Origin of the sequence: Kitasatospora sp. NPDC058032, assembly GCF_042885845.1 — a bacterium.
Classification (GTDB): domain Bacteria; phylum Actinomycetota; class Actinomycetes; order Streptomycetales; family Streptomycetaceae; genus Kitasatospora.
The window spans coordinates 227,190-246,652 of the sequence record NZ_JBHVRK010000004.1 but is presented as its reverse complement, the minus strand read 5'-3'; the positions used below and the strand labels follow the sequence as shown (position 1 = coordinate 246,652).

Genomic DNA, 19,463 nt, shown 5'->3' with positions numbered 1-19,463 from the left:
GCCCCCGCGTCCGGGGCGTAGCGTCGTTCCCGGGTGGCCGGGGCCCTCCACCCGGGCAATCCCAGTGAGGGAGAATGTGGTTCATGACGAATCCGATGAACGAGCGCTCGTCCCACGAGTTCCACCAGGCCATGGGCGGGCAGTCGCAGGACGGCCAGAAGGTGCTGATCGTCGGACCGGACGGGCTGCCGGTGGGCCAGGGGGCGATCGGCATGGCGGGCGGTGACGAGGGGGACGGCCCGCGTGAGCTGCCGGTGACCGAGATGGTCGAGCAGCCCGCCAAGGTCATGCGGATCGGCAGCATGATCAAGCAGCTGCTGGAGGAGGTCCGGGCGGCTCCTCTCGACGAGGCCAGCCGGGCCCGGCTGAAGGACATCCACGCCAGCTCGATCAAGGAGCTGGAGCTCGGCCTGGCCCCCGAGCTGGTCGCCGAGCTGGAGCGGCTGTCGCTGCCGTTCACCGAGGACTCGATCCCGACCGAGGCCGAGCTGCGGATCGCGCAGGCGCAGCTGGTGGGCTGGCTGGAGGGGCTGTTCCACGGCATCCAGACCGCGCTGTTCGCCCAGCAGATGGCGGCCCGGGCGCAGCTGGAGCAGATGCGCCGGGCACTGCCGCCGGGCCTGCACGGCGGGGAGCCGGAGGGCGACGAGCCGGGCGAGGGCCGCGGCATCCGCTCCGGTCCGTACCTGTAGGCCGTACCCGTACCGCCACGGCCCCCGAGTCGGGGGCCGTGGGGCACCGGGCGCCGCACGGCGTCCCGGTGCCGGACGCACCACCGGCCGGTACCCGGTCGCGACCTGGACACAGTGTCGGCCCTGGGCCGGTCGGCGTCGTCGTGAGCCGATACCCTGGGCCCCTGTCGCAGGCCGGGCGAGCGCCGCGACAGGGGTCGGGCGGGCCAGCGGGCCGGACCCGCACACGCACGGACGAGACCGAACGTCACGGTCGCGGCGGCAGTGCCGCACCGAGGGGGAGCAGAGGACCATGAGCGAGCACGGCAACGCGGCGGTCGAGGGCTACTCCCTGGGCAACGGGCGGTACGTGCTGCAGCGGGTGCTGGGTGAGGGCGGCATGGCCTCGGTGCACCTCGCGTACGACAGCGTGCTGGACCGTCAGGTCGCGCTCAAGAGCATGCACGCCGAGCTGGGCCGGGACGACTCGTTCAAGGAGCGGTTCCGCCGCGAGGCGCAGGCGGTGGCCCGGCTGGAGCACCCCAACATCGTCACGGTGTACGACAGTGGCGAGGACATCGCCCCGGACGGGTCCAGCACCCCGTACATCGTCATGCAGCTGATCGACGGCAAGGGCCTGCGGGACGCCATCAACGAGGCGGTCGCCCAGCAGGGCGCGATCCCGGCCGAGGAGGCGCTGCGGGTCACCGTCGGCGTGCTGAACGCGCTGGAGGCCTCGCACGACATGGGCCTGGTGCACCGCGACATCAAGCCCGGCAACGTCATGTTCGACCGCAAGGGCAACGTCAAGGTCATGGACTTCGGCATCGCCCGCGCGCTGGAGAGCGGGGTCACCTCGATGACCCAGACCGGCATGGTGGTCGGCACCCCGCAGTACCTCTCGCCCGAGCAGGCGCTCGGCAAGCCGGTGGACGCCCGCTCCGACCTCTACTCGGTCGGCGTGATGCTCTTCGAGATGCTCACCGGCCAGCTGGTCTTCGACGGCGACTCGGCGTTCTCGATCGCCTACAAGCACGTGCAGGAGGCGCCGCCGGCGCCGTCCACGCTCAATCCGCGGATCACCCCGGCGGTCGACGAGTTCGTGGCCAGGGCGCTGCGCAAGGACCCGGCGCACCGCTTCCCGAGCGCGGCGGCGATGCGCGACGAGGCGGAGCGGCTGATCGGCGCGGCCAAGGGCGGCGGCAGCCCGCTGGCGGCCAGCAACCCGCTGGTGATCACCGACGGTCCGCGGTCGGTGCACGCGGCGCCGCAGGCCCCGCAGACGCCGACGCCGTTCCCGCAGCCGCAGCCGTTCCAGACGCCGCCGCCGGCCTTCCAGACCCCGCAGACCCCGCAGCCGTTCGCGGCGCCGCAGCCGCAGCCGTTCCAGACCCCGCCGCCGGCCTTCCAGACCCCGCACACCCCGCAGCCGTTCCCGCAGCAGGCGCACACCCCGCCGCCGCACCCGATGCCGGCGCCGCCGTTCCAGCCGGCCCCGGCGTCCAGCAGCGGCGGCTGCTCGACCGCGCTGGTCATCATCGGCATCATCGTCGGCGTGATCGTGCTGGCGGTGATCATCATCGCGATCGTGGTCAACCGGGCCGAGCGGGACACCACGACCGGTCCCAACTCGCGGGTCTCGGGCCAGAGCGCCACGGTGCTGCGCCTCGACGGTCCGGCCGACCGGAATGGCCTGCTCTGACGCGTTCCGTCCGGATCGCGCGTGCCACAGGGGCCGGTCGGAGACGGTAGCGTTCGGGGATACGAGCGACAGGGCACCGCGATCCGAGCGAAGGCCCGGGGCGAGGAGCGATGGCACAGACGCAGCATCCGGGCGACGACGACGGGGCCTGGGCGACCGGTCCGGCCGGCGGGGCCGCGAGGCCCGAGCCCGGTAGCGACGCCGCCACCACCGCACTTCCGCCGTACGGTGGCCCGCAGACGCCCGGCCGGGGCACCGCGGCCCCGCTGGGCACGGTCGGGGACGGCCGCTACCGGCTGACCCACCGGCTCGGCCGGGGCGGCATGGCCGAGGTGCTGGCCGCCCAGGACGTCCGGCTCGGCCGGACCGTCGCGGTGAAGCTGCTCCGCGGCGAACTGGCGCAGGACGAGATCGCCCGGCTGCGCTTCACCAGGGAGGCGCACGCCGTCGCGGCGCTCAACCACCACGCGATCGTCTCGGTGTACGACACCGGCGAGGAGTACGTCGGCGAGGAGTCGACGCCGTACATCGTGATGGAGCTGGTCGAGGGCCGGACCGTCCGCGAGCTGCTGGTGGACGAGACGGCGCCGCCGGTCGACCAGGCGCTGATCATCATCGCCGGGGTGCTGGAGGCGCTGTCCTACAGCCACCGGCACGGCATCGTGCACCGCGACATCAAGCCGGCCAACGTCATCATCACGACCAACGGCGCGGTCAAGGTGATGGACTTCGGCATCGCCCGGGCGCTCACCGGCACGGCCTCGACGATGACCCAGACCGGCATGGTCATGGGCACCCCGCAGTACCTCTCGCCGGAGCAGGCGCTGGGCAAGCCGGTCGACCACCGCTCCGACCTGTACGCGGCCGGCTGCATGCTCTACGAACTGCTGGCGCTGCGCCCGCCGTTCACCGGTGACACCCCGCTGTCGGTGGTCTACCAGCACGTGCAGGACCAGCCGGTGCCGCCCTCGCAGGCCAACCCGCGGGTGCCGGCCGGACTGGACCCGCTGGTGCTGCGCTCGCTGGCCAAGAACCCGGACGACCGCTTCCAGGACGCCGACGAGTTCCGCGCGCACATCGAGCACGCGCTGCGCGAGCTGACCGGCGGCACCGGCGGCTGGGCCGTCGGTGCCGGGCCGCTCGGCGGGCCGGTCCACGGCGGTGGGCTGCCGCCGGTCGGCACGGACGAGACGGCGGTGCTCGGAGCCGGCGTCCCGGGTGATTCGACGACGGTGCTGCCCTACCAGGTGCCGGGCGGCCCGCACACGCCGGCCTCGCCCTACCCGGCGGCCGGCGGGCCGTACGGCGGCGATTCCGGCGACGGGCACGAGGGCGGCGGGCACGGGCACGGGCACGGCTCCGGCAGGCGCGGGCCGTGGCGCTGGGTGGCCGGGATCGTGGCGGTGGTGGTCGCGGCCGGTGCCGGCATCGCGCTGGCGCTCAGCGGCGGCGACGACGCCCCGAAGGGGACGCCGGGCGGGACCAGCCCGTCCGCCGGGGTGGTCTCGACGGCGCCGGAGGCCACCACGCCCAGCTCCGGTTCGACCACGACCCCCGCCCAGGGCGGCCAGAACAGCAAGCGTCCGCAGCAGCCGACGGATACGAACAACAACAACGGCAACAACAACGGCGGCGGCAACCAGAACCAGCAGCCGACCCAGTCGGGCGGCAAGCACAACACGCCGAGCCCGACGCCGACGCCGACCATGACCGGCGGCAAGCCGACGACCGAGCCCACGACGCCGACCGGGGCGGCCACCGCCCCGCCGACCACCGCCCCGACCACGGGGACGGGCGGCGGGACGACGGCCCCGGCCACGTCTCCGGCGACCAACCCGCCGCAGACCGGGGGCAGCGGCGGGGGCGGGGGCACGACGCCGCCGGCGGGCGGTGGCAGTACGCCGAAGCCGCCGGTGCAGCCCACCACCCAGCCCCCGGCCGCCGCCAACTGACCCGTCGGGTCAGTTGGCGAAGGCGTCCAGGACCTGCTCGTACTCCTGGCACCACCACGCCAACTGGCCCGCCGAGGCGGGGTAGAGCGGGTCGGCCCGGTGGTCGGCCCGCTGGTAGCGCCACTGGAGCATCCAGAAGTCGTTCAGCCGCTCCCACCAGACCCGGTGCGCCGCGGCGGCCAGGTGCTCGGCGGTGGCGGCGCCGGTGGCCCGGTAGGACTGCGACCAGTGCCGGACCCGGACGAGGTCGAGCACCCCGGTGACGCGGTCGTTGAAGAGCAGGGTGGCCGCCCGGACGGCCTCCTCGGCGCGCGGCTGCGGCCCGAGCTTGTCCCAGTCCAGGACGGCGGCGATCCGCTCGTCGTGGTGCAGCAGGTTGAGCCCGTGGAAGTCGCCGTGGGTCCAACCGGTGGGCGGGGCGGCCTGCGGGAGCGGACGGCGGTGGGCGTGCTCGGTGAGCAGCTCCAGCCGTTCGGTCAGCCGGCGTTCGACCAGGACGTCCAGCTCGCCGTGCGGCTGGTGATCACGGGCCCGGCGGCGCAGCTCGCGGGCGAGCACGGAGCTGTCGAGCGGGTCGGCGCTGCGGTAGCCGGAGGGTTGTGCGGCCGGCGCGCAGACCTCGTCGAGCGCGCCGTGCAGCCGGCCGAGCAGCGCGCCCAGCGAGGCGCACTGCGGCAGGGACAGCTCGGTGCCGTGCCGGTGCCGGCCGGCCACCCAGGGGAAGAGCGCGAAGAGCCGGCCGCCGAACGCGGCGATGGTGGTGGTGCGCCCGGCGAGGGCCAGCGGGGGAGCGACGGGCAGGCCCAGGGCGGCGAGCGCGTCCATCGTGCGGTGGTGGGCGGCGACGGCCTCGCGACCGGCGGTCGCGGCGTCCACGTAGCACTTCAGGAAGTAGCCGCCGGCCTCGGTGGTGACCCGGTAGCCGCGGTTCAGCAGGCCTTCGGCGACGGGTTCGGCGGTGAGCAGGCGGCCCACCCGGTAGCGGCGCAGGACCTCGGCGAGCGCCGTGCGGGGGACGGGCGGGCTGAGGGTTCCTATCGGGGGAGCGGTGAGGTCGGGACGGGCCGGTGCAAGGGCAAGGGTCTGGCTGAAAGTCACAGCCAGAGGTTAGGACCTCTCGGCGGGGGTCATTGACAGATCGTCAGTTCTGTGCATCGCCCCTATCCGTGCTGGTGGTCCGCCTGGTGCCGGGCCACGAAAGCGGCCGCCTGGGTCCGGCGCTCCATCCCCATCTTCGCGAGCAGACTGGAGACGTAGTTCTTCACCGTCTTTTCGGCGAGGTGCAGCTCGTTGCCGATCTGACGATTGGTCATCCCTTCGCCGATCAGGTCCAGGATGCGGCGCTCCTGCTTGGTGAGCTGGGCGAGCCGCTCGTCCTCCTTCTCGCCGCCGTCCCGCAGCCGGGCCAGCACCCGGCTGGTGGCGACCGGGTCGAGCAGCGAGCGGCCGGCCGCGACGTCCCGGACGGCGGTGATCAGGTCGGTGCCGCGGATCGCCTTCAGCACGTAGCCGGAGGCGCCCGCCATGATCGAGTCGAACAGCGCCTCGTCGTCCGAGAACGAGGTCAGCATCAGGCACTTGATCTCCGGAAGCCGGGAGCGGATCTCCCGGCAGACCTCGACCCCGTTGCCGTCCGGCAGCCGGACGTCCAGGACCGCGACGTCGGGGTGGACGGCGGGGATCCTGGTCAGCGCCTCGGCGGCGGTGCCGGCCTCGCCGACCACCTCGATGTCGTCCTCGACCGAGAGGAGTTCGTGAACGCCCCTGCGGACCACCTCGTGGTCGTCGAGGAGGAATACCCTGATTTGTCCCTTGTCAGTCACGCGCAAAGCCTCCCATATCACCCTACGAGAGACCTTCCGCCCGCACCGGACCGGGGTCGCGTTCCGGCCAGAGCGGTGGAAACCGATGCCGGTAACCCCCTTACGCGAGAGCCTTTGCCCGGATAACGTGCGCAGGTGTCCTGAAGGCGACCGAATTGAGAGCTGCGCCACACGCGCGTTTGTAGACCCCGAACAAGTAGGACGTCCTAGCGCAGACGCGCCGGGGGCGGACGCTGGGTAACGTTCTCGTGAGGGATGCCGTCGGAACAGGATCACCACCTGCCCCGCAGATGGGAGCGCACACCCACGCGCGCCCCGCGAGGCGGTGACCGGACCGGTCACCGGCGACCCCGGGCGGCCGGACAGACCGAGGAGTGAACGTGACCGTCAAAAGCACGGCCAAAAGCACGGCGAGGGCGCGCAAGAAGGCGGCCCCCGGCGTTCCTGGCACCCTCCGCACCACGGGTCAGGACGCCCAGCCGGAGCTCGTGCAGCTGCTCACGCCGGAAGGCGAGCGCGTCGAGCACCCGGAGTTCCCGCTCTCCGTGGAGCCGGACGAGCTTCGCGCCCTCTACCGTGACCTGGTGCTGGTGCGCCGGTTCGACGCCGAGGCGACCTCCCTGCAGCGCCAGGGCGAGCTGGGCCTGTGGGCCTCGCTGCTCGGCCAGGAGGCCGCGCAGGTCGGCTCCGGCCGCGCGCTGCGGCCCGGCGACTACGCCTTCCCCACCTACCGCGAGCACGGCGTCGCCTGGTGCCGGGACGTCGACCCGCTGAACCTGCTCGGCATGTTCCGCGGCGTGAACCACGGCGGCTGGGACCCGAACGAGAAGAACTTCCACCTCTACACCATCGTGATCGGCGCGCAGGCCCTGCACGCCGCCGGCTACGCGATGGGCATCACCAAGGACGGCGCCGACGACGCGGTGATCGCGTACTTCGGCGACGGCGCCTCCAGCCAGGGCGACGTCAGCGAGGCCTTCACCTTCGCCTCGGTCTACAACGCCCCGGTGGTGTTCTTCTGCCAGAACAACCAGTGGGCGATCTCCGAGCCCACCACCACCCAGACCCGGATCCCGCTGTACCGCCGCGCCTCCGGCTTCGGCTTCCCGGGCGTGCGGGTCGACGGCAACGACGTGCTGGCCTGCCTCGCGGTGACCCGCTGGGCCCTGGAGCACGCCCGCAGCGGCAACGGCCCGGTGCTGGTCGAGGCGTTCACCTACCGGATGGGCGCGCACACCACCTCGGACGACCCGACCCGCTACCGGCTCGCCGAGGAGACCGAGGCCTGGAAGGCCAAGGACCCGATCACCCGGCTCCGCGCCCACCTGGAGAAGGAGGGCCTGGCCGACGAGGCGTTCTTCGCCTCGGTCGAGGCCGAGAGCGAGCAGCTCGGGCTGCGGGTGCGCGAGGGCGTGCGCGGCATGCCGGACCCGGACCCCACCCTGATCTTCGACCACGTCTACGCCGAGCCGCACGCGCTGGTCGATGAGGAACGGGCCGAGTACGTCGAGTACGCGGCCTCCTTCGAGGCGGGGGAGAACCTCTGATGGCCGGTCAGCTCAGCATCGCCAAGGCGCTCAACGAGGCGCTGCGCAAGTCGCTGGAGAGCGACCCCAAGACCGTCCTGATGGGCGAGGACATCGGCAAGCTCGGCGGCGTCTTCCGGATCACCGACGGCCTGCAGAAGGACTTCGGCGAGGACCGGGTGATCGACACCCCGCTCGCCGAGTCCGGCATCGTCGGCACCGCGATCGGCCTCGCGCTGCGCGGCTACCGCCCGGTCGTGGAGATCCAGTTCGACGGCTTCGTCTACCCGGCCTTCGACCAGATCGTCTCCCAGCTGGCCAAGATGCACGCCCGCGCGCTCGGCCACGTCAAGCTCCCGGTCACCGTCCGGATCCCCTTCGCGGGCGGCATCGGCGCGGTCGAGCACCACAGCGAGTCGCACGAGGCGTACTTCGCGCACACCGCGGGTCTGCGGGTGGTCAGCCCGTCCAACGCGCACGACGCGCACTGGATGCTGCGCCAGGCCATCGCCTCGGACGACCCGGTGATCTTCCTGGAGCCCAAGCGCCGCTACTGGGACAAGGGCGAGGTCGGCGAGGCCGCCGACCTGGGACTGCACGACGCGCGGATCGTGCGCCCCGGCACCGACGCCACGCTGATCGCCTACGGGCCGATGGTCAAGGTCTGCCTGGAGGCCGCCGCGGCCGCCGAGGAGGACGGCCGCCGGCTGGAGGTCGTCGACCTGCGCTCGCTCAGCCCGGTCGACTTCGCCGCCCTGGAGGAGTCGGTCAAGCGCACCGGGCGCGGCATCGTCGTGCACGAGGCGCCGGTGTTCCTGGGCATGGGCGCCGAGCTGGCCGCCCGGCTCACCGAGCGCTGCTTCTACCACCTGGAGGCGCCGATCCTGCGGGTCGGCGGCTACTACGCCCCGTACCCGCCGTCCCGGGTCGAGGAGGCCTTCCTCCCCGACCTGGACCGCGTGCTCGACGCCGTCGACCGCGCCTTCGCGTACTGATCCCGGGGAGCGCCGATGACCACCGAAGTTCGCTCGCTCCGCGAGTTCAAGATGCCCGATGTGGGCGAGGGCCTCACCGAGGCCGAGATCCTCAGCTGGTACGTCAAGCCCGGTGACACCGTCACCGACGGGCAGGTCGTCTGCGAGGTCGAGACCGCCAAGGCCGCCGTGGAGCTGCCGATCCCGTTCACCGGGGTCGTCGAGCAGCTGTTCTTCCCGGAGGGCGCGACGGTCGACGTCGGCACCGTGATCATCTCGGTCGCGGTGGCCGGCGGGGCGGGGGCGCCCGCGGCTCCGGCCGCCGCGCCGGCACCCGCCGCCGCCCCGGCGGAGGCCGCCGAGCCCGAGCGGCGCGAGGTGCTGGTCGGCTACGGTCCGCGGACCGGAGGCAGCCAGCGCCGGGCCCGGCGCACCACGGCCGCCGCTCCGGCGCCCGTGGCGGCTCCGGCGCCGGTCGTGGCTCCGGCCCCGGCTCCCGTCGTGGCCCCGGCTCCGGCCGCGGCGCCCGTGCCGGCCGTCGCGGTGACCGGTGACCGGCCGCTGGCCAAGCCGCCGGTGCGCAAGCTCGCCAAGGACCTCGGGATCGACCTGCGGGCCGTCACCCCGACCGGTCCGGACGGCGTGATCACCCGCGAGGACCTGCACGCCCACGCGGCGGCCGCCGCGGCCCCCGCTCCGGCCGTGACGCCGGTCGTCGACCAGGCCGCCGAGCAGGCCGTCGAGCCGGTGGCCGCCCCCGCGGCCGTTCCCGGCGCGGGCGACGTCCGGGTGCCGATCAAGGGCGTCCGCAAGGCGACCGCGCAGGCGATGGTGGCCTCGGCCTTCACCGCCCCGCACGTGACCGAGTTCGTCCAGGTCGACGTCACCCGGACGATGAAGTTCGTCCGCCGCCTCAAGGAGAGCGGCGAGCTGGGCCGGGACGTCCGGGTCAGCCCGCTGCTGCTGGTCGCCAAGGCGCTGCTCACCGCGATCAAGCGCAACCCCGGGATCAACGCCCAGTGGGACGAGGCGGCCCAGGAGATCGTCATCAAGGGCCAGGTGAACCTCGGCATCGCCGCGGCCACCCCGCGCGGCCTGATCGTCCCCAACATCAAGGACGCGGGCGCGAAGACCCTCTCGGCGCTGGCGGTCTCGCTCGGCGAGCTGGTCGACACCGCCCGCCAGGGGAAGACGGCGCCCGGCGACATGCAGGGCGGCACGGTCACGATCACCAACGTCGGCGTTTTCGGCGTCGACAGCGGCACCCCGATCCTCAACCCGGGCGAGGCGGCCATCCTCGCCTTCGGGGCGGTCCGGGAGATGCCCTGGGTGCACAAGGGCAAGGTCGTTCCGCGCCAGGTCACCACGCTGGCCCTGTCCTTCGACCACCGGCTGGTCGACGGCGAGCTGGGCTCCAAGGTGCTGGCCGACATCGCGGGCGTCCTGGAGTACCCGAAGCGCCTGATCACCTGGGGCTGACCCGCCCCCGGCCACGTCGAAGGGGCCCTGCCCGCGCACCGCAGTGCGTCGGCGGGGCCCCTTCGTGCTCCTCCCGGCTCGGCCGGTCCCTCGTGCGTGACCCCACCGCCGTCGGCCGCTCGCCGCGGCCGGCGGTGGTGGAGCGGTGGGCGGATCTCAGGCCCAGGCGGTGTCGTCGTCGGTGCGGGCGGTGGCGTTCTCCGGCATGGTGCGGCTCCAAGGTTCTGCTGTCTGTGAGAGAAGACGTTCGAGCCCGGTCCGGGTTGCCGCTGCCCCGCGGCTCCGATGTCAGCCGTGGGTGCGCGGGCTGCCGGCCGCGGTCTTGCCCGGCGTGGCGGCGGCGCGGACGACCTTGACCGTCCGGGTGCTCTTCGCGCCGCTGCCGGACTCCGACCAGGCCGACAGGGTGACCGACACGGCGGACTGGGCGGCCGGGGCCTTCGCCGACAGGCCGATCCGGAAGAGCAGGCGGCTCGCGCGCCCGTCCTTGAGCGGCTGGAGCAGCGGGGAGGTGTCGACCCGGACGGCCTCGCCGCCGCAGCCGCCGTCGACGCCGAGCTTCTTCCAGGCGCCGTGCACGAACACCTCGACCGTCACGTCCTGGGCGCGCAGCCGCGCACCCTTGCCGGTGAGGGTGAGGGCCGGTGCGGCGAGGGAGAAGTCGCCGCCGGTGAAGTTGCCGATCTGGGTGCCGACCTCGATCTTCGACCCGCGGGTGAGCGTGCCCGGGGTCGAGAGGAACACGCTGTCGATCGGGCCGTGGTGCCGTACGGCGCGGGCCGCCGCCGGAACCTCGGGGTTGTTCGCCCGGTACGGGCCGGCGCAGGCCGAGGAGGACTCGGCGGCCAGCAGCTGGACCGAGCCGGCGATCAGGAGGGTGGCGACGACGGTGGCGACCCGGCGGCGACGGGTGGCGAGGGAGGAGTTCGCGGTGGAAGCGGACAGAACGGACATGCGCATGACAGGACCCCCGAGGTCTGTTGCTGGTGCTGGGTGAGTGGATGACGAAGGTGTACCGGCCTGCTCCTGTTGAGCAGTTGCGCCCCCCGGCCCGGCCGGTCTCGCTTCCCGCTTCCTTCATCCGTACAGACAGCGATCGCGACCAAAGGGTTGCGGTAGGTCCGCGGTTTCTTTCAGGAGTTTTTCGGGCGGCGTCGAGGCCCTCATGGTGGCGACCATCCACATGATCCGACTCATTGGGACGACTGGTGTGATTCCTGTCGTTCGGCCAGGTCAGTGACATTTCCGCCGTTCGGTGAGGACGACCCGCCGTCCGGGGTACGTCTTCGCGTCCACCACCCGGGCGACGCCGGGTGACCGGAACGTCGAGGACACACCCGTATGCCGCCTGGCAACCCTGGCCGGATCGTCCGGAGTCTGGCCGCGCTCGTGCTGGTGTCCACCGCCGTGCTCCCCGCCGCGCTCGAACTGGCCGGACCCCCGCCGTTCGGGGTGATCGGCCCCGGCGCCCCCGCCGACCGCGCGGTGCCGCCGCACACCGCGGTGCAGCGCGCCGACCTGCCCGCCGACGGCGGGGCCCCGACCGTCGACATACGGCGGACCGGGGACCCGGCCAACCGGATCACCCTGGTCCTGCTCGGCGACGGCTACGGCGCCGGGGAGCAGGACCTGTTCCGCGCGCAGGCGGACCGGGCCTGGCGCGCGCTGATGGACATCGAGCCGTTCCGCAGCTACCAGGGGTTCTTCAACATAAGGCGGGTCGAGGTGGTCTCCCCGGTCTCCGGCATCGCCGAGACCGAGAACCGCGGCCGACGCCCGGCCACCCCGCTCGGCATGCACTTCTGGTGCGAGGGCACCGCCCGGCTGCTCTGCGCCGACGAGGAGGCGACCGCCCGCTACGCCGGCCGCGGCCAGGGCCCGCAGTACCTCATCGCGCTCGCCAACTCCACCGAGTACGGCGGCGCTGGCGGCACCGGGGTGACCACCCTGGCCGGCGGCAGCCCGGACGCCGGGCGGATCATCCAGCACGAGATAGGGCACACCGTCGGGGACCTCGGCGACGAGTACGACAGCGCGCCGGACGACGCCGACTACCCCAACCTCTCCACCGACAGCGCCGAGGAGATGCGCCGCAAGCAGACCAAGTGGTGGCGCTGGCTGGGCGCGGAGTCCCCGGACGGCGCCGGGACGATCGGCGCCTACCGCAGCGCCAACGGCGTCTACCGGCCCACCCGGGACTCGGTGATGCGCACCCTCGGCGGGGCGTACAACCTGCCCTCCCGGGAGGCGATCATCGAGGAGGTCTACCGGCGGGTCCGGCCCACCGACGACCCCGTCCCGCCGCCCGGCGACGTCACCGGCCGGCCCCGGCTGGAGGTCCGGCCGCTCCCGCTGGCCGGCGCCCGGCAGCTGCGGGTGGACTGGACGGTGAACGGCGTCCCGGTCGAGCCGCAGGCGCCGGACCGCAGCTGGCTGGACACCGCGCGGCTGCCGCTGGCCCCCGGGCACAGCGCGACCGTCACGGCGACCGTCCGGGACACCACCGACTGGGTCCGTGACGAGGCCTTCCGGGACCGCTACATGACGCGCTCGGTCTCCTGGACGGTGGTGGGCTGAGACCCCGTTCGGGCGCTCCCGGGGACCGGGGACGGAGCGGATGGTTCGTATCCGTCCCCGGGACCCCGCTCTGTCCGTTCAATGATGGGATGACTAATCTGGGGCCACTATGACCGTGGAGCCCGCCAGTTCAGCCCGCCCCCTGTCCGCCCCCGCTCCCCGTGCCGGCGCCGGCCCCACCACCGGTCCCACCACCGCCCACCACCCGCCCGGTGGGCGGGCCGCCTGGTTCGCCTGGTCCATCGGCGTCAGCGTCTACGTCCTGGCCGTCATCCACCGCACCAGCCTCGGCGTCGCCGGACTGGACGCCGCCGACCGCTTCGGCATCGGCGCCTCCGCGCTCTCCACCTTCTCGATCCTCCAGGTCCTCGTCTACGCGGCCATGCAGATACCCGTCGGCCTGCTGGTCGACCGGTTCGGACCGCGCCGGGTGCTGCTGGTCGGTGTCGTGCTGCTCAGCGCCGGCCAGCTCGCCTTCGCCTTCTCCGGCTCCTTCGGCCCCGCCCTCGCCTCCCGGGCCGTGCTGGGCTGCGGCGACGCGATGACCTTCATCAGCGTGCTGCGGATCGCCGCCCGCTGGTTCCCCGCCGCCAAGAACCCGCTGGTCGCCCAGCTCACCGGCCTCGCCGGGATGAGCGGCAACCTGGTCACCACCGTCGTCCTCGCCCAGGCCCTGCACAGCGAGGGCTGGACGCCCACCTTCACCGCCATCGCGCTGCTCGGCGTCGCCGTCTTCGCCCTCGTGGCGCTCTTCCTGCGCGAGGCCCCGGACGGGCCCGCCACCGTGACGGCGCCCGCCGCGGCACCACGGCCCGGCGTCGGGCGGCAGATCCGGGAGACCTGGCGAGAGCCGGGCACCCGGCTGGGGCTCTGGATCCACTTCACCACCCAGTTCCCGGGCAACGCCTTCGGCCTGCTCTGGGGCCTGCCCTACCTCGTCGAGGCCCAGGGCATGACCCGCGCCGCGGCCGGCGGGCTGCTCACCCTGCTGGTGCTCTCCAACATGAGCTTCGGCTTCCTCTTCGGCCGCGTCCTGTCCCGCACCGCCCGGGCCCGGATGCCCATCGTGCTCACCGTCATCGGCGCCACCGCGCTGCTGTGGGCGGTGACGCTCGCCTGGCCCGGCGGCCACCCGCCGCTCTGGCTGCTGGTCACGGTCGTCCTGGTGATGGGCAGCAACGGCCCCGCCTCGCTCGTCGGCCTCGACTACGCCCGCGCCCGCAACCCCGTCGAACGCCTCGGCACCGCCTCCGGCATCGTCAACATGGGCGGCTTCATCGGCACGATGATCACCCTCTTCGGCATCGGCGTCCTCCTGGACACGCTCAGCCCGTCCGGCGCCGACACCTACGCGGCGAGCGCCTTCCGCTGGGCGTTCTGCTGGCAGTACGTGCCGCTGGCGGTGGGGACGCTGATGATCCTGCGGCTGCGGAAGAAGCTCGCGGCGGTGTCGGCGTAGGGTTTCTCACCTGCGGAAACGTGATTAGCCTTCCCTTTGGGAAGGTTAATCGTGCGCGAGTTGATGACACGGGTGTGTTCGATTCCGACGATGTGGCGGACGCGGCTCGGGTTGACCCGACCCAGCACCGTGCACACGTCCGCCGTGACGAACCACGGTTCGCCGTCGATCATCACGACCCTGATCGGCTGGCCCGTGACCGGGAAGCTCGACCGGACCAGCACCATCGTCTGTTCGTCGTCCATCGGGACGCCCCTCCTTCTTCCGGGTGACACTGCCCGGATCAACGAGGCCGAACGGACGGGGCTACTGGTCCCAACGTGACGCACGGGAGCACGAGGCGCACCCGCCCGGCGTGCACTCGTCTGTGGAAGCCGGGCGGGTGAAGAGGGCCACTATCGGGTGACGGAGAAGTTGGCCAGGACGCGGTCCGCGAGCTCCTTGTCGCCGTCGACGACCACGTGGCCCGGGCGGCCGCGGCCGCAGGCGAGGCGGACGTAGGTCTCCCAGTCGAGGGTGAGCTGGACGTCGGGGGCGAGGCTGATCGACTCGTCGACGGTGCCGCGCCCGGCGGAGTCGACCCGCACGGTGCGCAGGAACTCGACGGGTCCGGTGACGTCGACGACCAGCGCGGTGCCGGCCGGGGCGCCGGCCTGGTGGGCGACCGCCTCCGGCAGGCCCTGCAGCAGGACGTCACGGGCGACCAGGGCCCCGGGGGAGTCGAGGTTGCCGGGGACGCCGAGGGCGCGGCGGAGGTCCTGCTCGTGCACCCAGACGTCGAAGGCGCGCTGCCGCAGCAGCTCGTGGTACTTGATCTCGCCGCTCTGCGGGCCGCCCGGTCGACGGACCGGCTCGTTGGGCATCTGCTTGGCGTTCCGCAGTGCGCGGGAGCGGCGGATGATCGTGTACTCCAGCTCGCCGGTCATCTCCAGCACGGTGTGGCAGCGGCGCTTGTCGACGGGCAGTTCGAGGTAGCGGGCGGCTTCGGTGGTGACGTGGCGCAGGTCGCGCGGGAGGGAGTGGATCGGACGGGGGTCGCCGAGGAGTTCGGACTCGACGGCGATCACGTGCGAGACGATGTCGCGGACCGACCAACCTGGGCACTCGGTGGCCCGGTTCCAGGAGCCCTCGGGCAGGGGGGTCACCAGTTCGGATATCGCCTCGATGGACTGGGTCCACGCCTCGGTGTAAGCCTGCACGGTCTGGTTGTCCGTCACGGGAATCTCCGGCCCTCCGTCAGCTGCCTTGCCACGCGTGCCCGCGGTTTCCTGGGTCGGCCGGGAATTCCGGCTTCCGGGCGCACACGCTAACCGCACGTTACGCTGCCGGGTGAGAGCAGGGCAGCGCTTTCGGGTGACGATCGTAGGACTCTTGCCGTGGACGGTGGTACTGTGCGCGCTTCATTGATCCAACTCGCGGTCTCCGACGCCGAGCCCCCGGCCGAGCGGAGGGCCCGCGCGGCCGCGCTGGTGCGGGCGCAGCGGGGATCGGACCTGGTGGTCCTGCCCGAGCTGTGGCCGCTCGGCGGCTTCGCGTACGACCTCTGGTCGGACGGCGCGGAGTCGCTGGACGGGCCGACCTCGGACGCGATGGCGGCGGCCGCCAGGGCGGCTGGGGTGTGGCTGCACGCCGGTTCCATCGTCGAGCGCGACCCGGACGGGCCGATCTACAACACCTCGCTGCTGTTCGCCCCGGACGGCGAGTTGGTGCACACCTACCGCAAGATCCACCGCTTCGGCTTCGACAGCGGCGAGGCGGTGGTGATGGGGGCCGGGCAGGAGATCGTCACCGCGGCGACTGACGTCGGCACGCTGGGCCTGGCGACCTGCTACGACCTGCGGTTCCCGGAGCTGTTCCGGGCGCTGCTGGACGCCGGCGCGCAGGTGCTGGTGGTGCCGGCGGCCTGGCCGGAGCGGCGGCGGGAGCATTGGACGCTGCTGAACCGGGCGCGCGCGGTCGAGGAGCAGGCGTACGTGCTGGCCTGCAACACGGCGGGGACGCACGGCGGGGTCGAGCAGGCGGGGCACAGCATCGCGGTGGACCCGTGGGGCCGGGTGCTGGCCGAGGCGGGGGCGGGGGAGGAGGTGCTGACCGTGGAGTTCGATCCGGCGGAGGTGGCGAAGGCACGCGCCGAGTTCCCGGTGCACCGGGACCGGCTGCTCGGCATCCCGGCGCCGGTCCAGCGCTGAGGCGGCCGGCCCGGAGACGGTGGGCGGAAGGCCGTCCGGGGGCACCGGTCCCATGGTCGTCCGGCGCTCGACCGGCGCGCGTTCGGCGGCCGGGAGCGTACGGGGGCGCGCGGAGAGTATGGGGGGCTTGTACACGTCGGTGTCCAATTTGAGAAGATGAGCCCTCGTCGTGTTACCAGTCCGTACACCGCCGGTCTGTTCCGTCAGGCCGTCCCGCCCGCCCGAGGAGGTCGCGCGCATGTTCGGGACCGACGCGGGCGACCCCCGTCCGGTGATCCAGCGCAACAGCCTGCGCGAGCAGATAGCCGGCGCGCTGCGCGAGGAGATGATGGCCGGCCGGCTGGCGGCCGGGCGGAACTTCACCGTCAAGGAGATCGCCGAGCTGTACGGGGTCTCGGCGACCCCGGCCCGGGAGGCGCTGGTCGACCTCTCCGCCCAGGGACTGCTCCGCGCCGAGCACCACCGCGGCTTCACCGTTCCCGAGTTCGGCTGGGACGACTTCCGGGAGATCTTCGAGACCCGGGTGCTGATCACCGACAGCTACTACCGCCGACTGGCCACCGACCCCGGCCGGCAGGACGGGAGCCGGCTCACCTCGCTGCGCCGCCGGGCGGACGCGGCGGCCCGGGCGGCCCGGGCGGGCAACCTGGACGTGATGGTGGGCTGCGACCGCAGGTTCTGGCAGGAGGTCGGCGGGCTGATGGGCAACCGCCGGATCGCCGACTACCTGGACTGGCTGCGGGTGCAGTCGTGGATGTTCGCCGCGCGGTTCCTGCGGTCGACGCCCCAGCTGGCCGGGGTCTGCTGGGACGGCCACCTCGACCTGGTGGAGGCGATCGAGGCGCGCGACGTGCCGCGCTCGCACCGCGTCATCTGCGAGTACAACCTCTTCACCGTCGGGCTGCTGGCCGAGCTGGCCGGCGAGTCGGTGGAGACGGTGAAGGTGTTGCCGCTGCTGACCGGGCGCCTGCTCGCCGTCCCGGTCGGCCAGGACGCTCCGGCCGCGCCGCCCGACACCCCGGAGGACGCCGCGCCGGGGAAGGCCGGGGCGGGCACCGGGACCGCCGCCACCGAGGAGCCGCGTCCGGGGGAGCCCGCCCGACCGGCGGATCCGGGCCGCGCGACCGGCGGCGCCCGGGGACGGGAGCGCGAGCTGGGCCGGGAGCTGGGCCGCGAACTGGGCCTGGGACTCGGCCTGGTGCCGCAGCCGCGCTCGGTGCCGTACGGGCGGTTCGGTCGCCGGCCGTCCGATCCGCCGCCGGACCAACTGCCCGGGGGACGGCCCGATCCGCATCGCTCACCGGGCCGGTAGGGTGGGCGGTCGTCCGTCCCGGCCGCGCCTCGTGGCGGTGGTCCGGGCACCGACCCGCCCATCCGCCGTCCGCCGCCGCGCGGCCGGTTACCCGCGTCCGGAGAGGAAGAGCCGGCCATGGCCTGCGACCTCTGGCTCGTCCCGCTGGTGGACGTGCTGAGCCACAGCCCCGACAACCCCTTCCGGGACGACCTCGCGCTGTACAACCAGGTGCTGGCCTCCCGCGGCCTGCCCGAGATGCCGGTCTACCGGTTCGTGCCGGGGCTCAGCGGGGCGGTCGAGCCGATAGCCGCCTTCGACTACGACTCGCTGCACTTCCTGCGCCGGGCCTATCTGCTGGGTCTGACCGGCCTGGACATCACGCCGGTGGACGCGCTCGGCGGCGACTACGAGCAGCTGCTGGAGATGTTCGAGAGCAGCGCCGAGCAGTCGCACCTGGTCTGGCACTTCGACCACGCCGGCGCGTACGTGCCGATCGAGTTCGCCGCCCCGCTGGTGGAGGAGTCGCTGCTCGCCGCGGGCGGTCCGCTCGGCTCCAGCCACGGGCTGCTGCGCGAGCTGCAGGCCGTCGCCCCGGCGCTGGGCATCGACCCGCTCGACCCGCCGGCACCGACCCGGCCGCTCGGCCCGACCGGCCTGGAGCAGCCGTTCGGCCCGCCGCTGGACGACCTGCACCCGTTCGCCCGGGAGCGGCACGCCTGGGCGGGCCTGTACGCGGCGGCGACCCGGAGCCTGCACCAGGGCTCGATGGTCGTCTTCGCCTGAGCCCGAGCCCGAGCCCGAGCCCGAGCCCGAACCTGAGCCCGAACCCGAACCCGGGCCGATCCGAACCCGGGCCCGGGCCCAAGGCCTGGCCCGCCCCCGGCCCGCGCTACCGCAGCGGACCCTCCGGCGGCCGCTGGCGCGGCATGGTGGGCCTGGTCCCCGGCGGCGGCAGCACCCGCACCTGGGCGCCGACGCCCGGCTCGGTGCGCCCGCCCCAGCTGCCGGCGACCTGGGTGGGCAGCTGGGTCATCCCGGCCCGGAACTCCAGCATCCACTCCGAGGTCTCGGTGCGGACCATGTCCGAGACGTCCTCGCAGAACCGCCGCAGCACCCCGAGGCACCGCTCGGCGGCCTCGCCCGCGGTGCCCTCGGTGGGACCGAGCACCTCCCGGACGCACTCCGAGGCCCAGTCGAACTGGAAGGCCTCCAGGCGCCGCTGCAGCGCCTGCGCGGTGGAGACGTCGCGCATCCAGCCGGAGGTCAGCCCGAACACCCGGTCCGCGCCGTAGCAGGCGGCGGCCAGCGCCAGCCCGACGTAGCCCCAGCCGGTGGCGTTGTCGACGGTCCCGGTGAGGTCGACCAGCGGGGCGGTGATCCCGCCGACCGCGAAGCCGGCCGAGGCGAACCTCAGCAGCCGGGCCCAGCGGCGCTTCCAGACCCGGTCCCTGCGGTACCACTCGACGGCCTCGACCGCCCGCTCCTCGGACCAGCGGTACAGCTCCTCCAGCCGTTCCGCGGGCTCGCCCCAGTCGCCCAGGGGGAACTGGCGGGTGCTCAGATCGGACCGGCGGCGGGTCGAGGGCCGGCGCGCCACGGTCGTGGCGGGCTGGTCCTCCTCACCGATCTCCTTGCCCCAGGCACTCTCCTCGGGCTGCATTTCCGGCTGGCTCACCTGTGGGGCTCCCTGTGGCGGGCGGACTGCTGGTCTCGCTGGTTCCGACTCTGCGCGGACCGACGTGTCCTCGGCCTGACGACCCGTGGAACGACGGACAACGCGCCGGCCACACCGCCGCTCCGGGGCGTGCTGCCGATGC

General features: G+C 73.5%; 17 protein-coding genes. 11 read left to right on the top strand and 6 right to left on the bottom strand.

The window, feature by feature from the left end; genetic code table 11:
• Positions 1-83 precede the first annotated feature (83 nt).
• The 3 genes from ACFVUH_RS08940 to ACFVUH_RS08930 all read left to right on the top strand — a co-directional run bounded on the left by ACFVUH_RS08940 (position 84) and on the right by ACFVUH_RS08930 (position 4,325).
• The gene (locus tag ACFVUH_RS08940; protein ID WP_387912088.1) at positions 84-692 is read left to right on the top strand and encodes a bacterial proteasome activator family protein; all 609 of its coding nucleotides are present in this window, start codon (positions 84-86) and stop codon (positions 690-692) included.
• Positions 693-984: 292 nt separating this feature from the next.
• Complete coding sequence (locus ACFVUH_RS08935; protein WP_387912087.1) at positions 985-2,373, top strand: protein kinase; 1,389 nt, start codon at positions 985-987, stop codon at positions 2,371-2,373.
• A gap of 110 nt (positions 2,374-2,483) precedes the next feature.
• Positions 2,484-4,325 carry a protein kinase gene (locus ACFVUH_RS08930; RefSeq protein ID WP_387912086.1) on the top strand — a complete coding sequence of 614 codons (1,842 nt, stop codon included), beginning with the start codon at positions 2,484-2,486 and terminating at the stop codon, positions 4,323-4,325.
• 9 nt (positions 4,326-4,334) lie between these two features.
• On the opposite strand, the gene ACFVUH_RS08925 is transcribed toward ACFVUH_RS08930, so the two are convergent.
• Positions 4,335-5,423 carry a phosphotransferase enzyme family protein gene (locus tag ACFVUH_RS08925; protein WP_387912085.1) on the bottom strand — a complete coding sequence of 363 codons (1,089 nt, stop codon included), beginning with the start codon at positions 5,421-5,423 and terminating at the stop codon, positions 4,335-4,337.
• Positions 5,424-5,485: 62 nt separating this feature from the next.
• Positions 5,486-6,148, bottom strand: a complete 663-nt coding sequence (locus ACFVUH_RS08920; RefSeq protein ID WP_350543164.1) for a response regulator transcription factor — start codon at positions 6,146-6,148, stop codon at positions 5,486-5,488.
• A 380-nt stretch (positions 6,149-6,528) separates the two neighbouring features.
• Between ACFVUH_RS08920 and pdhA the strand changes: the two genes are divergently transcribed.
• Genes pdhA through ACFVUH_RS08905 form a run of 3 tightly spaced genes read left to right on the top strand, consistent with a single transcriptional unit; the run spans position 6,529 to position 10,127 of the window.
• Entirely contained in the window at positions 6,529-7,695 is a 1,167-nt protein-coding gene (pdhA, locus tag ACFVUH_RS08915; RefSeq protein WP_380688789.1) for a pyruvate dehydrogenase (acetyl-transferring) E1 component subunit alpha, read from the top strand.
• Positions 7,695-8,669: an alpha-ketoacid dehydrogenase subunit beta gene (locus ACFVUH_RS08910; protein ID WP_387912083.1), complete on the top strand. Its 975-nt coding sequence runs from the start codon at positions 7,695-7,697 to the stop codon at positions 8,667-8,669. Before pdhA ends, ACFVUH_RS08910 begins: the two co-directional genes overlap by 1 nt.
• 15 nt (positions 8,670-8,684) lie before the next feature.
• Positions 8,685-10,127 carry a dihydrolipoamide acetyltransferase family protein gene (locus ACFVUH_RS08905; protein ID WP_387912082.1) on the top strand — a complete coding sequence of 481 codons (1,443 nt, stop codon included), beginning with the start codon at positions 8,685-8,687 and terminating at the stop codon, positions 10,125-10,127.
• Between the two features lie 288 nt (positions 10,128-10,415).
• Here the strand turns inward: ACFVUH_RS08905 and ACFVUH_RS08900 are convergent, their stop codons facing one another.
• A complete protein-coding gene (locus ACFVUH_RS08900; protein ID WP_387912080.1) occupies positions 10,416-11,081 on the bottom strand; it encodes a hypothetical protein in 666 nt (221 codons plus the stop codon).
• 387 nt (positions 11,082-11,468) lie between these two features.
• Between ACFVUH_RS08900 and ACFVUH_RS08895 the strand changes: the two genes are divergently transcribed.
• On the top strand, positions 11,469-12,704 hold the full coding sequence (locus ACFVUH_RS08895; protein WP_387912079.1) for a M64 family metallopeptidase: 1,236 nt from the start codon (positions 11,469-11,471) through the stop codon (positions 12,702-12,704).
• Between the two features lie 109 nt (positions 12,705-12,813).
• Positions 12,814-14,163, top strand: coding sequence for a nitrate/nitrite transporter (locus tag ACFVUH_RS08890; RefSeq protein WP_387912078.1), 1,350 nt, complete (start codon positions 12,814-12,816; stop codon positions 14,161-14,163).
• Here the strand turns inward: ACFVUH_RS08890 and ACFVUH_RS08885 are convergent.
• Positions 14,052-14,408: a BRO family protein gene (locus tag ACFVUH_RS08885; RefSeq protein ID WP_387912077.1), complete on the bottom strand. Its 357-nt coding sequence runs from the start codon at positions 14,406-14,408 to the stop codon at positions 14,052-14,054. The genes ACFVUH_RS08890 and ACFVUH_RS08885 overlap by 112 nt on opposite strands.
• Positions 14,409-14,558: 150 nt before the next feature.
• Positions 14,559-15,380 carry a maleylpyruvate isomerase family mycothiol-dependent enzyme gene (locus ACFVUH_RS08880; RefSeq protein ID WP_387912075.1) on the bottom strand — a complete coding sequence of 274 codons (822 nt, stop codon included), beginning with the start codon at positions 15,378-15,380 and terminating at the stop codon, positions 14,559-14,561.
• Between the two features lie 174 nt (positions 15,381-15,554).
• On the opposite strand from ACFVUH_RS08880, the gene ACFVUH_RS08875 reads away from it, so the two are divergent.
• The 3 genes from ACFVUH_RS08875 to ACFVUH_RS08865 all read left to right on the top strand — a co-directional run bounded on the left by ACFVUH_RS08875 (position 15,555) and on the right by ACFVUH_RS08865 (position 18,429).
• The gene (locus tag ACFVUH_RS08875; RefSeq protein ID WP_355362588.1) at positions 15,555-16,352 is read left to right on the top strand and encodes a carbon-nitrogen family hydrolase; all 798 of its coding nucleotides are present in this window, start codon (positions 15,555-15,557) and stop codon (positions 16,350-16,352) included.
• Between the two features lie 238 nt (positions 16,353-16,590).
• On the top strand, positions 16,591-17,664 hold the full coding sequence (locus ACFVUH_RS08870; RefSeq protein WP_387912073.1) for a GntR family transcriptional regulator: 1,074 nt from the start codon (positions 16,591-16,593) through the stop codon (positions 17,662-17,664).
• A gap of 117 nt (positions 17,665-17,781) precedes the next feature.
• Positions 17,782-18,429 (top strand): hypothetical protein, encoded by a 648-nt coding sequence (locus ACFVUH_RS08865; RefSeq protein WP_355362592.1) that lies wholly within the window; start codon positions 17,782-17,784, stop codon positions 18,427-18,429.
• Positions 18,430-18,535: 106 nt separating this feature from the next.
• Here the strand turns inward: ACFVUH_RS08865 and ACFVUH_RS08860 are convergent, their stop codons facing one another.
• Positions 18,536-19,321 (bottom strand): SLATT domain-containing protein, encoded by a 786-nt coding sequence (locus tag ACFVUH_RS08860; protein WP_355362594.1) that lies wholly within the window; start codon positions 19,319-19,321, stop codon positions 18,536-18,538.
• Between the last annotated feature and the right edge of the window lie 142 nt (positions 19,322-19,463).

Bases quoted from the DNA above. Each gene is read 5' to 3' on its own strand.
- ACFVUH_RS08940 (WP_387912088.1), top strand. From the start codon at position 84: ATGACGAATCCGATGAACGAGCGCTCGTCCCACGAGTTCCACCAGGCC.
- ACFVUH_RS08935 (WP_387912087.1), top strand. From the start codon at position 985: ATGAGCGAGCACGGCAACGCGGCGGTCGAGGGCTACTCCCTGGGCAAC.
- ACFVUH_RS08930 (WP_387912086.1), top strand. From the start codon at position 2,484: ATGGCACAGACGCAGCATCCGGGCGACGACGACGGGGCCTGGGCGACC.
- ACFVUH_RS08910 (WP_387912083.1), top strand. From the start codon at position 7,695: ATGGCCGGTCAGCTCAGCATCGCCAAGGCGCTCAACGAGGCGCTGCGC.
- ACFVUH_RS08905 (WP_387912082.1), top strand. From the start codon at position 8,685: ATGACCACCGAAGTTCGCTCGCTCCGCGAGTTCAAGATGCCCGATGTG.
- ACFVUH_RS08900 (WP_387912080.1), bottom strand. From the start codon at position 11,081: ATGTCCGTTCTGTCCGCTTCCACCGCGAACTCCTCCCTCGCCACCCGT.
- ACFVUH_RS08895 (WP_387912079.1), top strand. From the start codon at position 11,469: ATGCCGCCTGGCAACCCTGGCCGGATCGTCCGGAGTCTGGCCGCGCTC.
- ACFVUH_RS08890 (WP_387912078.1), top strand. From the start codon at position 12,814: ATGACCGTGGAGCCCGCCAGTTCAGCCCGCCCCCTGTCCGCCCCCGCT.
- ACFVUH_RS08885 (WP_387912077.1), bottom strand. From the start codon at position 14,408: ATGGACGACGAACAGACGATGGTGCTGGTCCGGTCGAGCTTCCCGGTC.
- ACFVUH_RS08870 (WP_387912073.1), top strand. From the start codon at position 16,591: ATGTTCGGGACCGACGCGGGCGACCCCCGTCCGGTGATCCAGCGCAAC.
- ACFVUH_RS08865 (WP_355362592.1), top strand. From the start codon at position 17,782: ATGGCCTGCGACCTCTGGCTCGTCCCGCTGGTGGACGTGCTGAGCCAC.